The sequence below is a fragment of the Hymenobacter sedentarius genome (assembly GCF_001507645.1).
GTDB lineage: Bacteria > Bacteroidota > Bacteroidia > Cytophagales > Hymenobacteraceae > Hymenobacter > Hymenobacter sedentarius.
In genome coordinates this window covers 2,148,823-2,162,579 of record NZ_CP013909.1, presented here as the reverse complement: position 1 = coordinate 2,162,579, position 13,757 = coordinate 2,148,823, and the positions used below count along the sequence as shown (strand labels likewise).

General features: G+C 63.9%; 13 protein-coding genes. 7 read left to right on the top strand and 6 right to left on the bottom strand.

The window, feature by feature from the left end; all coding sequences use genetic code 11:
- Positions 1–14: 14 nt before the first annotated feature.
- Positions 15–2,078 carry a phenylacetic acid degradation bifunctional protein PaaZ gene (gene paaZ, locus AUC43_RS09070; RefSeq protein WP_068192125.1) on the bottom strand — a complete coding sequence of 688 codons (2,064 nt, stop codon included), beginning with the start codon at positions 2,076–2,078 and terminating at the stop codon, positions 15–17.
- A 405-nt stretch (positions 2,079–2,483) separates the two neighbouring features.
- Here paaZ and AUC43_RS09065 point away from each other — a divergent pair, with 405 nt between their 5' ends.
- A complete protein-coding gene (locus AUC43_RS09065; protein WP_068192123.1) occupies positions 2,484–3,326 on the top strand; it encodes an alpha/beta hydrolase in 843 nt (280 codons plus the stop codon).
- 80 nt (positions 3,327–3,406) lie between these two features.
- Complete coding sequence (locus AUC43_RS09060; protein ID WP_157781006.1) at positions 3,407–4,021, top strand: hypothetical protein; 615 nt, start codon at positions 3,407–3,409, stop codon at positions 4,019–4,021.
- A 216-nt stretch (positions 4,022–4,237) separates the two neighbouring features.
- On the opposite strand, the gene AUC43_RS09055 is transcribed toward AUC43_RS09060, so the two are convergent.
- The 3 genes from AUC43_RS09055 to AUC43_RS09045 all read right to left on the bottom strand — a co-directional run bounded on the left by AUC43_RS09055 (position 4,238) and on the right by AUC43_RS09045 (position 6,689).
- The gene (locus AUC43_RS09055) at positions 4,238–4,924 is read right to left on the bottom strand and encodes an alpha/beta hydrolase (RefSeq protein WP_068192119.1); all 687 of its coding nucleotides are present in this window, start codon (positions 4,922–4,924) and stop codon (positions 4,238–4,240) included.
- 71 nt (positions 4,925–4,995) lie between these two features.
- Positions 4,996–5,931, bottom strand: coding sequence for a VOC family protein (locus tag AUC43_RS09050; RefSeq protein ID WP_068192116.1), 936 nt, complete (start codon positions 5,929–5,931; stop codon positions 4,996–4,998).
- A gap of 161 nt (positions 5,932–6,092) precedes the next feature.
- Positions 6,093–6,689: a Crp/Fnr family transcriptional regulator gene (locus tag AUC43_RS09045; protein WP_071885851.1), complete on the bottom strand. Its 597-nt coding sequence runs from the start codon at positions 6,687–6,689 to the stop codon at positions 6,093–6,095.
- 155 nt (positions 6,690–6,844) lie between these two features.
- Here AUC43_RS09045 and AUC43_RS09040 point away from each other — a divergent pair, with 155 nt between their 5' ends.
- The 3 genes from AUC43_RS09040 (at position 6,845) to AUC43_RS09030 (ending at position 8,601) form a co-directional block, all read left to right on the top strand.
- Positions 6,845–7,363: a trimeric intracellular cation channel family protein gene (locus AUC43_RS09040; protein WP_082685006.1), complete on the top strand. Its 519-nt coding sequence runs from the start codon at positions 6,845–6,847 to the stop codon at positions 7,361–7,363.
- Between the two features lie 151 nt (positions 7,364–7,514).
- Complete coding sequence (locus AUC43_RS09035; protein ID WP_157781005.1) at positions 7,515–8,126, top strand: hypothetical protein; 612 nt, start codon at positions 7,515–7,517, stop codon at positions 8,124–8,126.
- Entirely contained in the window at positions 8,071–8,601 is a 531-nt protein-coding gene (locus AUC43_RS09030; protein WP_068192111.1) for a sensor histidine kinase, read from the top strand. The genes AUC43_RS09035 and AUC43_RS09030 overlap by 56 nt, the downstream gene beginning before the upstream one ends.
- A 44-nt stretch (positions 8,602–8,645) precedes the next feature.
- Here the strand turns inward: AUC43_RS09030 and AUC43_RS09025 are convergent, their stop codons facing one another.
- Positions 8,646–10,466, bottom strand: coding sequence for a glycoside hydrolase family 35 protein (locus tag AUC43_RS09025; protein ID WP_199243523.1), 1,821 nt, complete (start codon positions 10,464–10,466; stop codon positions 8,646–8,648).
- A 406-nt stretch (positions 10,467–10,872) separates the two neighbouring features.
- Here AUC43_RS09025 and AUC43_RS09020 point away from each other — a divergent pair, with 406 nt between their 5' ends.
- Complete coding sequence (locus AUC43_RS09020) at positions 10,873–12,261, top strand: ethanolamine ammonia-lyase subunit EutB (protein ID WP_068192103.1); 1,389 nt, start codon at positions 10,873–10,875, stop codon at positions 12,259–12,261.
- Positions 12,262–12,294: 33 nt separating this feature from the next.
- Positions 12,295–13,071, top strand: a complete 777-nt coding sequence (gene eutC / locus AUC43_RS09015) for an ethanolamine ammonia-lyase subunit EutC (RefSeq protein WP_068192102.1) — start codon at positions 12,295–12,297, stop codon at positions 13,069–13,071.
- Positions 13,072–13,120: 49 nt separating this feature from the next.
- Here eutC and AUC43_RS09010 read toward each other — a convergent pair whose 3' ends face one another.
- Positions 13,121–13,603, bottom strand: a complete 483-nt coding sequence (locus AUC43_RS09010; protein WP_068192101.1) for a DinB family protein — start codon at positions 13,601–13,603, stop codon at positions 13,121–13,123.
- Positions 13,604–13,757 lie beyond the last annotated feature (154 nt).

Here is a 13,757-nt window from a genome sequence, read left to right as displayed (position 1 = left end):
CTCCATTAGAAAAGCTATTCCTGGTTCTTTTTCTTAACCATGGTCATAATGGTGGCGACGGCCACGGTTTCCCCGGTTTGGTCAGTCACCGTGACGAGCCAGCGCACGATGCCTTTGGCTACGTCGGTTTCGTCGCGCTTTTCCTGGCCCACTTTCTCCTTCACCGTGAGCGTCACGCCGATGGTGGTGCCGGGGTACACGGGCTTGGTAAAGCGGCATTCGTCCAGACCGTAGTTGAGCAGCACGGGCCCCTTGCGCGGGTCCACGAACATGCCGGCGGCCTTGCTCAGTATGTAGTAGCCATGGGCCACGCGCCCGGTGAAGAGCGTGCCTTCCAGCGAAGTGGCGTCGACGTGGGCGTAGAAATTATCGCCCGACACCTGCGCGAAGTTGGTGATGTCGGCTTCCGTCACGGTGTGCTTGTGGGTGGTGTAGGTCTGGCCGATTTCCAGTTCCTCGAAGTAATGCTGGAAGGGGTGCTTGTCTTTCTCGATTTGCTTGGCACCGGTCTGGTATACCTCCGTGATGGCCGTAATCATGCTCGGCGAGCCCTGCAGGGCCACGCGCTGCATAAAATGCTCCACCCCACGGATGCCGCCCATCTCCTGCCCACCGCCGGCCCGCCCGGGGCCGCCGTGGATGAGCTGAGGCAGCGGCGAGCCGTGCCCGGTGCTTTCCTTGGCCATCTCGCCGTTCAGCACCAGGATGCGGCCGTGGTGGGTGGCGGCGCCCAGCACGAAATCCTGCGCCGTGCGCGGGTCGTTGGTGGCCAGCGAGCACACCAGCGAACCTTTGCCCATGTTGGCCAGGGTCACGGCCTCGTCGGTATCGCGGTACGGCATGAGCGTCACCACCGGGCCGAAGGCTTCGATTTCGTGGCTGTCGAGGTGGCGGAAGGGCTCCTTATTTAGAAGCACGATGGGCGAGGTGAAGGCGCCCTTGGCGTAGTCGGCGCCGCGCTCCTTGCCCAGCACTTCCACATTTTCGAGGTCGCCGTACACGATGGGCGTGTGTTGGGCTAAGTGCCGCACCCGCTCGCGGAATATCTCGGCCTGGGCCCGCCCCGCCAGCGCGCCCATGCGCACGCCCTCTGCCTGCGGGTGGCCGACGGTGGTCTGGGCCAGGGCCTTGCCTAAGGCAATCTGCACGTCTTCAAGCAGGCTCTCCGGCACAATGGCGCGGCGAATGGCGGTGCATTTTTGCCCGCACTTGGCCGTCATTTCCTTGCGCACTTCCTTAATAAACAAGTCGAATTCGGGCGTACCCGGCCGGGCATCTACTCCGAGCACGGCGGCATTGAGCGAATCGGCTTCCATGGTGAAAGGCACGGCCTCCTCAATGATGCGCGGGTGGGTGCGCAGCTTGCGCCCGGTGGCCGCCGAGCCGGTGAAAGTCACCACGTCCTGGTACGTGACGTGGTCCAGAATGCCCTGGCCGGAGCCTACCACCAGCTGCAACGCGCCTTCGGGCAGGATGCCGGAGGCGATGATTTCGCGCACCACGGCCTCGGTGAGGTAGGCCGAGGGCACGGCCGGCTTCACCACGGCGGGCATGCCGGCCAAGAGGTTCACGGCAATTTTCTCCAGCATGCCCCAGATGGGGAAGTTGTAGGCGTTGATGTGCACGGCCACGCCTTCGCGGGGCACCAGCAGGTGCTGCGCCATGAAGGTGTCGCCCTTCGACAACCCTACCGGCTCGCCCTCCACGTAAAACGGCTTGTCGGGAAACTTGCGGCGCAGCGAGGCATTGGCAAACAGGTTGCCGATGCCGCCTTCGATGTCAATCCAGGAGTCGGCGCGCGTGGCGCCGGAGCGGTAGCTCAACTCGTAGAAAATCTCCTTCTTTTCCTGCAAGTGGAAGGCCAGCGCCTTGAGCATCCGGCCGCGCTCGTGGAACGTCATTTTGCGCAGCTTGGGGTTGCCCACGCGCCGTCCATAATTCAGGATGGAAGCGAAGTCGAAACCTTCGGTATTGGCCAGGGCAATGACCTCGCCGGTGCTGGCGTCGAGCAGTTCCTGGGGGGCGCTGCCGCCGGGCGTCCAGCGGCCGAGGGTATAGTTTTCGAGAGTGGGAGTCATAATTGGTGGTGGGAATTTCAGTAAAGGTCCATCATGCCGAGCGCAGCCGAAGCATCTCTACCGCTTCGTTGTAATGGCGCACATCACTTCCGACACAGTGATGCTTCGGCTGCGCTCGGCATGACGGTCATGATTTGGCGTTGCAAGTTTGCACGCGTTCGATAATCACGGCGTAGCGCAGCTGCTGACACTGCAGCACTGGGCCGCTGTGGCCCCTTGCCAGGATAAGGGCAGCCCGCGCTTACTTTTAGCCCAGCAGGTAACGTCCGGAGAAACCCGTTTCGTTGCGACCCGGCCTCCCCACGCTGGACTTTCACCGGCTTTTCCCCAACTCCTCTGTCTCTCATGCATCTCTCACTGTTTTGGCTCCGTGTCGCCACTTTAATGACTCTGGCCTCCTGTTCTGTGAAATTGGCTGCGGTGGCCGACAAAACCCCTGAGCAAGTCCAGGCAGCCTACACCATCACCAAAGACGTTGCCTACGGGGCAGATAAAGCGCAAACCTTCGACCTCTACCTGTTCGCGGACGCCCCGAAACGGCACACCAAAAACTACACCATCGTGTTTCTGCACGGCGGAGGATATTACCTCAGCGACAAGGCCCAGGAAGAACGCTACATCCGGCCCTATTTGAAGAAAGGAGTCACCGTCGTCAACCTCAACTACCGCCTCAAAAAGGGCATTCCCGTGGCCACGGAAGACCTAACGCTGGCCCTCAACTTCCTCCGGGCGCACTCCGACGCTTACCCCCTGAACCTGGAGCGGGTCGTGCTCACGGGCTTTTCTGCGGGCGCCCACATTGGCAGCCTGGTGGCGGTGACCGCCAACGACCCCACGTACCCCCACCCGTTGGCGGCGGGCATTCGCATTGCTGGCGTGGTCAACTTCTCCGGCCCGGTGGGCGGGCTCGACGTGGTCGAAACGGTATTCATGAACCACCCGGTGCCGGTCATGAAGGCCATTGGCCTGGCGCTGTTCCCCGAAACCACTGGGTACGCGCCGAAAGAAGTGACCCGGCAGTACGAGCCCCTCACCTATTTCGACCCGCAGGACCCGCCCTTTTTTATCTGGCACGGCGGCCAGGACGACCAGGTTCCGCCAGTCACCTTTGAACGGTTTGTGGGCCTGCTCCAGCAAAACCAGCATAAAAATACCGTGCTGTTTGTGCCGGAAGGACACCACAGCCCTACCGCCAGCGAGCTGGAAGAGGCATACAAAAGGATATTCCAGTTTCTGGATAAGAAGTAGGGCCTTGGGTTGTTTATAGGACCTTTCCGCGAACAGTTTATGGCTACTTTGCTAATGCAATGCCTACTCCTCTTGTTTCCGTGTTAACGTGGTTGCGTTCTTCGGTAACGGGGCAGATAGTTCGTTGGGGCCTCGGCCTGTTGCTAACGGTCAGCGGCTACTTTCTATGGCAAGTGGTGGGGGCCGTTGTCCACTTTTTTGCCTTTGGTTCTGGGGAAGGCCACCGGGACCAGGGGCTGGTGGTGGCCGCCAGCTGCGCGCTGCTGCACCTCGGGGTATTGAGTGGCCTAGCGTGGCGCCGGGTCCTCTACCCAAGCGGATGGGCGTGGGCCCTGAACGCTGCGGTGGTCGTCAGCTTGTTTGTCCATTACGTATTCCAACCCTGGCAAGGGTCTCCTCCGGATGCGGCGTACCAGCGCTACTCCTTTGCGCAGGGGGAACAGCGCTACGAAATCACGCTCGAACACCCCGGCCACTGGTTTAATTTGTCGGATGTCATCAATCACATAAACGGCAGCACGACCTCGCTGCTGATGGGCGATTATCAAGTGCGCCACGATACCATCTTCTTCCGAGAGTGGGCCGGGCCCCGAAAGGGCTTCATTTATCAGCGCACGCTGGTGGGCTTCATGAACAGTAGCCAGCCCATCCTGCTCACATGTGAAGCGGACATCACCCCCTGGAGCCTGCGGTAGCAACGACAACCGCTCGTTTTGCAGTTCAGACCGCTTGCTGAGCCCCCTATCGGGGGCAACCAAACTGTGCAGGTACCGCTCCAAGGGCTTTATTGCGCCATTGGGGAATCAGTGTCCGTCTGTCAACATCACCAGCCGATGCTTCCAGCAGTGTGGCTCTACACCAGCAGGTACGCGAGGCGCTGAGAGGCCTTATCGCAACACGACTTCGTTCGGTTAGGGCAGGCGGACCAGCCACTGGTGGGCGGCGGCCAGGCCACGTTCCGAGATTTCGTGCCCGCCGGCAACGGCTTCGTAGTGCGGGGCAATGCCCAGGGTTTTGAGAAACACCACCGCTTCGTCAGCATAAAACGCGGGTAGCTTGTCGTCGTGGTAGCCATGGCTGATAAAGAACCGGACCTGCTGCACCTCCGCTGTCGGGGCGTGGCGCTGGCGCGTTTCCTCCAGCAGGCGCCCGCTGAAAGCCAGCACGCCGCGTACCCGGGCCGGGTGGGTCAGGGCCACGTCGTAGGCCATGATGGCGCCCTGGCTGAAGCCCAGCAGGTACACCTGGCCGGCAGGGATGCCGTAGCGGGCTGCCGCCTCCTCAATGAAGCGCAGCAGCAGTTGCTGCCCGGCTTGCTGCTGCGCGTGGTTGAAGACGGCCTTGCCCGAGGAAAAATCAACCTGGTAGAAACCGAAGCCCATGGGGCCCAGCACCAGCGGGGCGCGCACCGACAGCACCAGGGTGCGGCTGTCGGCCAGCTGCGCGCCCACGGGCAGCAGGTTCAGTTCGTTGCCGCCCACGCCGTGCAGGAGCAGCAACAGGCGCTGGGCGCCGGGATTCTGAGCTGGGTTTACGAGCCGGTAGGCCAGGGACAAATCGGTGAGCAGCGGGGGCTGCGTTGCGGTAGCTTGAGTCATGGGAATAGTCAAGAGAATAGCGAGAAGAAGGAACAGCCACGGCTAGCCCCGATAACAACTCCCGGCCGGAGCTACGCCTCCGCACGCAGCAGCAGGCGAATGCCCCACGGGTCCGTCACCATCGGCCCTTCGGGGGTGGCGGCCGCTGGGTAGCCGGCCTGCTGCAGGCGCTGCGCGGCGGCGTCGCGGCTGCCGGCATCGGGCAGCCACAGCTCCCAATGGAGCAGGCGCGCATCCTCGTCGGTCGCGGCGGGCGAGCCGGCGGCCCACACGTTCAGGCCCAGGTGGTGGTGGTAGCCGCCGGCCGACACGAACAACGCGCCCGGCAGGCTCCAGGTCACAATGTCCAGGCCCAGCGCCTGGTGGTAGAAGGCCGCGGCTTCCGGCAGGCTGCCGGTGTAGAAGTGCAGGTGGCCGATGGTGGTGCCCGCCGGCAGGCCCTGCCAGGGGGTGTCGCCGGCGGCCTGCAGCACTCCGCGCACGTCGAGCGGGTCGAGGGCTGATTGAATTTCGCCTTCGTCCGTTACGCGCCACTCGCTGCGGGGCCGGTCGCGGTACACTTCCACCGTGAAGCCGTCGGGGTCAGTGAGGTAGGTGGCTTCGCTGTAGAGGTGGTCGGAGGAGCCCACGTGCACGCCTTGCGCCTGGGCATGCCGCAGAAAGCGGCCGAGGTCGGCGCGGGTAGGCAGCAGCACGGCGAAGTGGTAGATGCCCAGGCGGCCCCGCCGCGGCACCGGTCGCGCCCCCGGCTGCTCGTACAGGGCCACTAGTACCTGGCCGCTGCCAGCCACGCCGAGCTCGGCTCCGGCGGCCTGCCCATCGGCGGCCGGAACGCGGCGCAGCAGCTGGAATCCCAGCACGTCCTGGTAAAAGGCCAAGGACCGGCTGAGGTCGGCCACGACCAAGTGCACCGTGCCAATGCGAATGGCAGCCGGCAGCTGCTGGGCGGGGTGCTGGCCGATGCGCTCAGCCGGCAGCGAAGAATAAGGAAGTGAGGTCGTTTGCATGGTATGGTCTATCGAAAAACTGCCTCATGATGTCGAGGCATGCTTCTGGATAACTACGATGCAAAGGTCTGACCTGCCGGTACGCTCGCGCATTATCCTAGGATAAGAAAGCAGCGGCAGGCGAGCTGGTTACCAAGTACCCGGAGCCCGTCTGGGCGCCCTCACCGGCCGAGCCGGGTTTGCCGGCGCACGCGGCTCAACGACTCGGGCGTAATGCCCAGGTAGGAGGCAATAAAATGCTGGGGCACGCGCCGGGCGATGCCGGGGTACTTGCGCAGAAAGTGCTGGTATTTTTCGCTGGCGGTTTGGCTCAACGAGGCGTTGACACGCTCCTGCAGGGCAACGTAGCGGCTTTGCATCAACAGCCGGAAATAGCGCTCGAACACGGGAAACCGCGTGTAGATGGTTTCCATGTCGGCCTGGGCAAGCAACAGCACCTGCGAGTCTTCCAGCGCGTCGATGCTCATGCTGCTCGGCTGCTGGGTCAGCCAGCTGTAGATGTCCGAAATCCACCAGTCTTCCGGCGCAAACTGCAGCGTGTGCTCCTGGCCTTGCGCCGTAAGCGAGTAGCTGCGCAGGCAGCCCTGGGTCACGAAGGCCAGGTGCGTGCAGGGCTCGCCGGCTTGCAGCAGGTGCTGCCGCTTGCCCAGCGCCAGGGGGCGCAGGTAGCCCTGGAAGTCGGCAAAATCGTCGTCGGACAAGGACACGCGCGCCTGCAAGTGGGCTTTCAGGACAGAGTACGCAGCTGGTAACGTCATGCGTTGAAGGTACTGGAATCGGCGGGTTTGCCCCTGCGCTAAGCCAGCATCGTTAGCACGCTGGGCTATCTTGCTCAACAGTTGGGCTCGCCTGGGAAGGCACCGAGGCAGCACGTTAACGGCCTGACCGGGTATTCGCATAGGGGAGATTTTCAATGAACGTAATCTGTTGGACGGATTTAATCGGAACCGGGGTATTCGCCATCTCCGGTACGCTAGCCGCTTTGCACAAGCAAAAAGTCCACGACATTCTCACGCTTTTCATCTTTGCGTTTGTAACCGCCACGGGAGGCGGCACCCTGCGCGATGTCGTCATTCACGCGTACCCGGTGGCCTGGATAAGCGATGCCAATTACCTGATTGTCATCATTACCGTCGTGGTCATCGCCATCGCCTGCCGCCGCTGGTGGCTGGGAATTCTGCGGCGGCCCTTGCTGGTATTCGACACACTGGGCATCGGGATTTTCACTATCCTGGGCCTGGAGAAAGCACTGATTCTGGGCGTAAATGCCTTGGCGGCCATATTGCTGGGCATCGTTTCGGCGCTGTTTGGCGGCGTTATCCGCGATACTTTGGCCAACGAGGTACCCCTGGTATTCGAGCGGCAACTGTATGCTACCCCCTGCCTCACGGGCGCTATTGTTTACGTCCTGGCCCTTCGCCGTGGGCGCTGAGGGGATTTCGCAGGCCCAGTTCTGGCCGCAGCACCCGCTGTCCGGCTACGGCGACGGCCAGGTAAAGGGCCTGATTTCGGTGGACGTGAGCAACTAGTTTGAGAAGAGCCTGAACGGCAAAAAAGCGTCTGACTGCACCCTGCCCGAAGTGGTGGCAGAAGTGTGGGCCCAGCTGAAAAAGAGCCTCGTGCAAGCCAGCGGCGAATGCCTGCTGACCAATGCGATGCGCGTGGGCTACTACGTCGATTCCGACATTGAGCCCGACACCCACCGCCCCACCCCTCCGCCGCTAAAGAGCCGCTTTGCCACCATGCACAACACCGAGCCGCTGCTGGTGAACACGGCCAACTCCTGGGGTTTGCGCCCGGAAAGCTTTTGCGGCATCGAAAACCTGTTTCTGGCGTCCGACTACGTGCGCACCAACACCGACCTGGCCACCATGGAAGGCGCCAACGAGGCCGCGCGCCGGGCCGTGAACGGCATTATTGCGGCCAGCGGCAGCAGCGCGCCGCTCTGCAAAATCTGGCCCCTGCACGAGCCCGACGTGCTGGCCGTGCTGCGCTGGGAAGACCGCCGCCGCTTCGCCAAGGGCCTGCCCTGGACCGATAAGGTGAGTTGGCTGGGCCAGGTCTTGCACGAGGCCAACCACTTCTACCATAAAATCCGAGGTTTCCGTTGGGCGCTGGGCGGCGGGCATCGTCAAGGGCATGCTCGAGCACAGCCGCACCAGCACGGGCGAGCGCACGCCTACCGACTTAAATAGCCTCTGCGACGAATACCTGCGCCTGGCCTACCACGGCCTGCGCGCCAAAGACAAAAGCTTCAACGCCACGCTGAACACCGACTTTACGGCCGACCTGCCGACGGTGAAAGTAGTGGGCCCGGACGTGGGCCGGGTGCTGCTCAATTTGTTCAATAACGCCTTCTATGCCGTGCGCCAGCGCCAGCAGCAGGGCGACGCCAACTACCGCCCGGTGGTGGAGGTGACCACCCGCCTAGTCAATCAGCAGGCGGTGATTCAGGTGCGCGAAAATGGCACGGGCATGAGCAACACCGTGCGGGAAAAGGTCTTTCAGCCCTTCTTTACCACCAAGCCGCCGGGCGAGGGCACGGGGTTGGGGTTATCGCTCTCGCACGACATCATTGCCCAGGGCCACGGCGGCTCGCTCGCGGTCGAAAGCCATGAGGGCCAGGGCACGACCTTCTCCCTGAGCTTGCCCGTGACCAGCCCGGCCTAAGGCGCGCTCCGGTCAACCCCGATTTTGCTATTCAGATGGTTTGCCTACGGCTGCAGTTCGCTCAGGATGGGGTGGGCCAGGCTAGGCAGCGTGGCTTGCTGCGGCTTGAGCAGCTCCAGTACCGTGATGTCGTTGGCGCCTTTTTTCAGCCACTCGGCGGGCACGTACAGCGTTTGCTGCGGCCCAATGGCCCAGTAGCGGCCCAGGTGGTGGCCATTGACCCAGACGCAGCCTTTGCCCCAGGCCCGCATGTCCAGGTACGTGTCGGCTGGGGTGGCGAGCGTGAACGTGGCCGAACGCAGCACCGGGGCCGCCGTGGCCGCCGACGTTGGAGCCGTGCCCTGGGCCACCACCGGCGCCGTATCGAAAGGCAGGCGATACATACGCCAGTCTTTCACCTCCCGGCCATCGAGGCGCACATTCTGAGTGATGCCTTTGGTGTTCTCCAGCAGGTACTTGCCAAAATTGATGCGCCCCATGTTCTCCACTAATATATCCAGCTGGACCGGGCCCTTCGGCAGGGCGAGGCGCAGGCTGTCCTGGTTTAGGCGGCGGTCGAGGGTGCCCACGCGCTGGCCGTTCACCAGCACCACGGCGTAGTCGCGCAGCTCGGTAATTTTCAGCAGCTGCGTGCGGCCACCCCGCACGGTGGCGCGGTACAGCACAAAGCCATACGCCTGCCTGAGTCCTTCGAAGGTGAGCGGCGTGCTGCTGACCACGGGCGCGGGCAAGCGGCTGAGCAGGCTGGCAACCCGGGTGAGCTGCAGGGTGGGCAATGCGGCGGCCGGGCGGGCCGCCGGCACCGGCGGCAGGGGCTGCCCGGCGGGCCGGTACTTGGCAATGACCTGGCGGAAGGCCAGAAACTTGGGGGTGGCGTTGCCGGCTTCGTCGAGCGGCGCGTCGTAGTCGTAGCTGCTCACCTGCGGCTCGTAGCGGGTGGTGCCGCCCTTGTAGTTGGCCCCGTTCATGAAGCCGCGGGTGCTGCCGCCGTGAAACATGTACAGGTTGATGGATAGGCCGGCTTTCAGCACCGAATCCAGCCGCGCCGTGTACTTCTCGGCCGGCACGGTGTGGTGAGGGGCGCCCCACCAGTCGAACCAGGCCGGGTACCATTCGGCGATGAAGTACGGACCCTGTCCGTTGTGATTGGCGCGCACCAGCGCCTTCACCTCCCGGGGCTGGTCGAGGCCGTTTACGGCGGGCAGCAGGCCGGGCAGGTGGCCCGCGGCTACGTCATTGGCTGGGTCGCAGGTGTAGAGCAGGCCGTCGAAGCCGGCCTGCTGAAACAGCTGCTGGTTGAGGGCCAGGTACTGCTTGTCGCTGCCGTAGGAGCCGTATTCGTTTTCTACCTGCACCATCAGCACCGGGCCGCCGTGGTTTACTTGCAGCGGGGCCAGCTGCTGACCCACGGCCTGAATGTAGCGCCGGTAGGCGGCCACGTACTGTGGCTCCTGGCTGCGCACTTTCAGGCCGGGCACGTTCTGCAGCCAATACGGGTAGCCGCCAAATTCCCACTCGGCGCACACGTAGGGGCTGGGCCGTAGCACCACCCACAGGCCTTCTTCCTGGGCCATGCGCACGAAGGCGGCCACGTCATTATTGCCCTTGAAATCGTACTGGCCCGGCTGGGGCTCGTGCGCGTTCCAAAAGACGTAGGTGCCAATGGTGTTCAGCCCCATGGCCTTGGCCATTTTCAACCGCGAGCGCCAGGCTTCCCGCGGGATGCGGGGGTAGTGCAGCTCGCCCGAAATCATCTGAAAGGGCTGGCCATCGAGCAGGAAGCTCTCGGCCCCCAACGCAAATGTGTGCCGGGGAGCTTGTGCCTGGGCTACCAGACAGCAGGCGCTCAGGATACTTAGCAGCAAGAAGTGGCGAAACCTTTTGCGGAGTGAGAAGTCCATTTTAGAATTTTGATGGATTTTTAGAACTGGTAAGGCTGGTACTGCGAAGCCGTGGTTTAGCCATTGCAGAAAGCCGAGCAGCAAAGAAGGCTACTGCCGCCCTCACAACCCTTATGCACTCTCCTGACAGCCGACCGGCGGATTCGGATTTTGCAACGGCCACGGTTTATAAAGAGAAACAAGCGTGGCTTTCGGCACCAAGCGGCAGCAGTAAAAACAACCTACTGCTGGCCGGCTGGGCGGGTTCGGCTACCTGCGTTTCCGTCCTTACCTTCAAGGGGCAAACTGCTGCGGTGCCACTCCTGCTAACTGCCTGGCCAGGCAATAGGGCAACATCGCGGCACGCGCACTTGCCTACTTCGCTCCGGCTATGCCCTACCGCCACACCATCGACAGCCGCACTTACGTTTTCGATGACCTGAAAACGCTGCTGGCGCGGGCCTCCCCGCTGCGCTCAGGCGACGTGCTGGCTGGGCTGGCTGCGACAACTGCGGCCGAGCGGGTAGCAGCTCAATTTGCCCTGGCCGACGTGCCCCTGCGGCAATTCCTGACCGAGGCGCTGGTGCCCTACGAGCAGGACGAAGTCACCCGCCTGATTGTAGACACCCACAACGCGGGCGCGTTTGCCAGCATCGCCCATTTCACCGTGGGGCAATTGCGCGACTGGCTGGTGTCGGACGCAGCCGATGCTGCCACGTTGCACGCGCTGGCCCCGGGCCTGACGCCGGAGATGGTGGCCGCCGTTTCGAAGCTGCTGCGCAACCAGGAGCTGATTGCCGTGGCCCGGCGCTGCGAAGTAGTAACGCGCTTTCGCAACACGCTGGGGCTGCGCGGGCACCTGGCCACGCGCCTGCAGCCCAACCATCCTACCGACGATTTGCGCGGCATCGCGGCCAGCCTCGTCGATGGCCTGCTCTACGGCAGCGGCGACGCCGTTATCGGCATCAACCCCGCCACCGACAGCCCCCGGGTGGTGCACCAACTGCTGCAGATGCTCGACGAGGTGCGCGAGCAATACGCCATCCCCACCCAGACCTGCGTGCTCTGCCACGTCACGACCACGCTGGGCCTCATCGAGCAGGGGGCGCCCGTGGACCTCACGTTTCAATCCATCGGCGGCACCGAGGCGGCCAACCAGAGCTTCGGGGTGAGCTTGGCGCTGCTGCAGGAAGCCTGGGAAGCCACGCTGGCGCTGCGGCGCGGCACCCTGGGCCAGCACGTGATGTACTTCGAAACCGGCCAGGGCAGCGCCTTGTCGGCCAATGCCCACCACGGCGTCGACCAGCAAACCTGCGAGGCCCGGGCTTACGCCGTGGCGCGCCGGTTTTCGCCCTTGCTGGTCAATTCGGTGGTCGGCTTCATCGGCCCGGAGTACCTCTACGACGGCAAGCAAATCATTCGGGCGGCGCTGGAAGACCATTTCTGCGGCAAGCTGCTGGGCCTGCCCATGGGTGTAGACGTGTGCTACACCAACCACGCCGAAGCCGACCAGGACGACATGGACACGCTGCTCACCCTGCTCGGCGTGGCCGGCTGCAACTACATCATGGGCGTGCCCGGCGCCGATGACATCCTGCTCCACTACCAGTCCACGTCGTTCCACGATGCGCTCTACCTGCGGCAGGTGCTGGGCCTGCGCCCGGCCCCGGAATTTGCGGCCTGGCTCGAGCAGCAGGGCATTTTCACGGCTCACGGCCAGCTGCTGCCGGCGGCGGCCGCCTCCCGGCGGCTGGGCCCCCTGCCCTCCGTGCTACGCTAGCCCAATCTGTCCTCCGCCTGATGCACCGTCCCCATGTCCAGCCCAATTAACCTGCCGACTAGCCCCACGCCGGAACCCGACCCCTGGGCTGCGCTGCGGGCCTTTACCGCTGCACGCATTGCGCTGGGGCGCAGCGGTACCAGCGTGCCGCTGCGGGAGTCGCTGGCCTTCCGGCTGGCCCATGCCCACGCCCGCGACGCGGTGTACTCTGCCCTGGCCCTGAAGCCACTGCGGGCCGGCTTGGAGCAGTTGCAGCTCACCTTCTGCGCGGTGCAGAGCCGCGCCCAAACCCGCGAGCAGTACCTGCAGCGCCCGGACTGGGGCCGGCAGCTAACCGAAACCTCCCAAGCGCAACTGGAGGAGCTGGCCGTCGGTGAGTCCGACATTGCCATTGTCCTGGCCGATGGCCTGTCGGCCACGGCCGTAAACGACCACTCCCTGCCGCTCCTGCGCCAGCTGTTGCCGATGCTGAAAGCGGCCGGCTTCCGGCTGGCCCCGATTACGCTGGCGGAGCAGGCCCGCGTGGCCCTCGGCGATGAAATTGGCCAGTTGCTGCGGGCCCGGCTGGTGCTGATGCTCATTGGCGAGCGACCGGGACTGAGTGCGCCCAACAGCCTGGGCGCCTACTTCACCTACGGCCCCCGGCCCGGCCTCACCGACGAGGCGCGCAACTGCGTGTCCAACATCCGCCCCGAAGGGCTGACCTATCCAGCCGCGGCGGCCACGCTTTTTTACCTGCTGCAGGAGGCGCTGCGGCGGCAGCTTTCCGGAGTTGGTCTGAAAGATGAGTCGGACTTGCGGTTGGGCTAAACCATAGCGGCGGGATTTTAAAGCAGCCCAAGCGACAGAAGCAGCTAGCTCAACTCCAGTTGTGGAGCAGGCGCCGCACCAGAATGATTTGTCCGGTGTGGTAGGCGGTATGGTCGGCGATGAGCACCGCTTCCCGAAACAGCGACTGGCCCGTGCCCTGCGGCAGGGGCGCAAATAGGTCCTGCGCCGGCTCGTCGAGCGCGGCCAGAAACCGGTCCCGGTCGTGCGCAATCTGCTTGAGCGTGGTCTGCAAGCCCTCGGCCGTGCCGGGCGCCTCCGGGCCGGGCCAATACTCAGCCGGCCACGAGGGCGAGACGTGCGCCGGGTTCAGGCAGAACTCGACAATGTCCCACTGCGTGATGCGAATGTGCTCCACCAGCTGCCAGAGGGTGTAAGGCAGGTCCGGCACGGCGTGGTTGAGCAGGTGCGCGGGGAGCTTGGCACAGGCCTCGGCCAAGGGCACGTGGGCATTGCCGTGGCGAAGCAGCTGCCGGAGTTCATCGACGAGGCGGGCGCGGGTGGTCGGGTCCATGGGTGGGCGGGGTTGTGGTGAAGCCTGGAAGTTAGCCATCTGCGCGGGTTGGGCGGGCGCACAGGCGGCTATTCAGCGCTTGCACCGGGCCTGCCCGCTGCGGGAGGCTTTGACAGGCAGGCCACTGCATGGCGCCGTGGTCGTACTTCAAAAA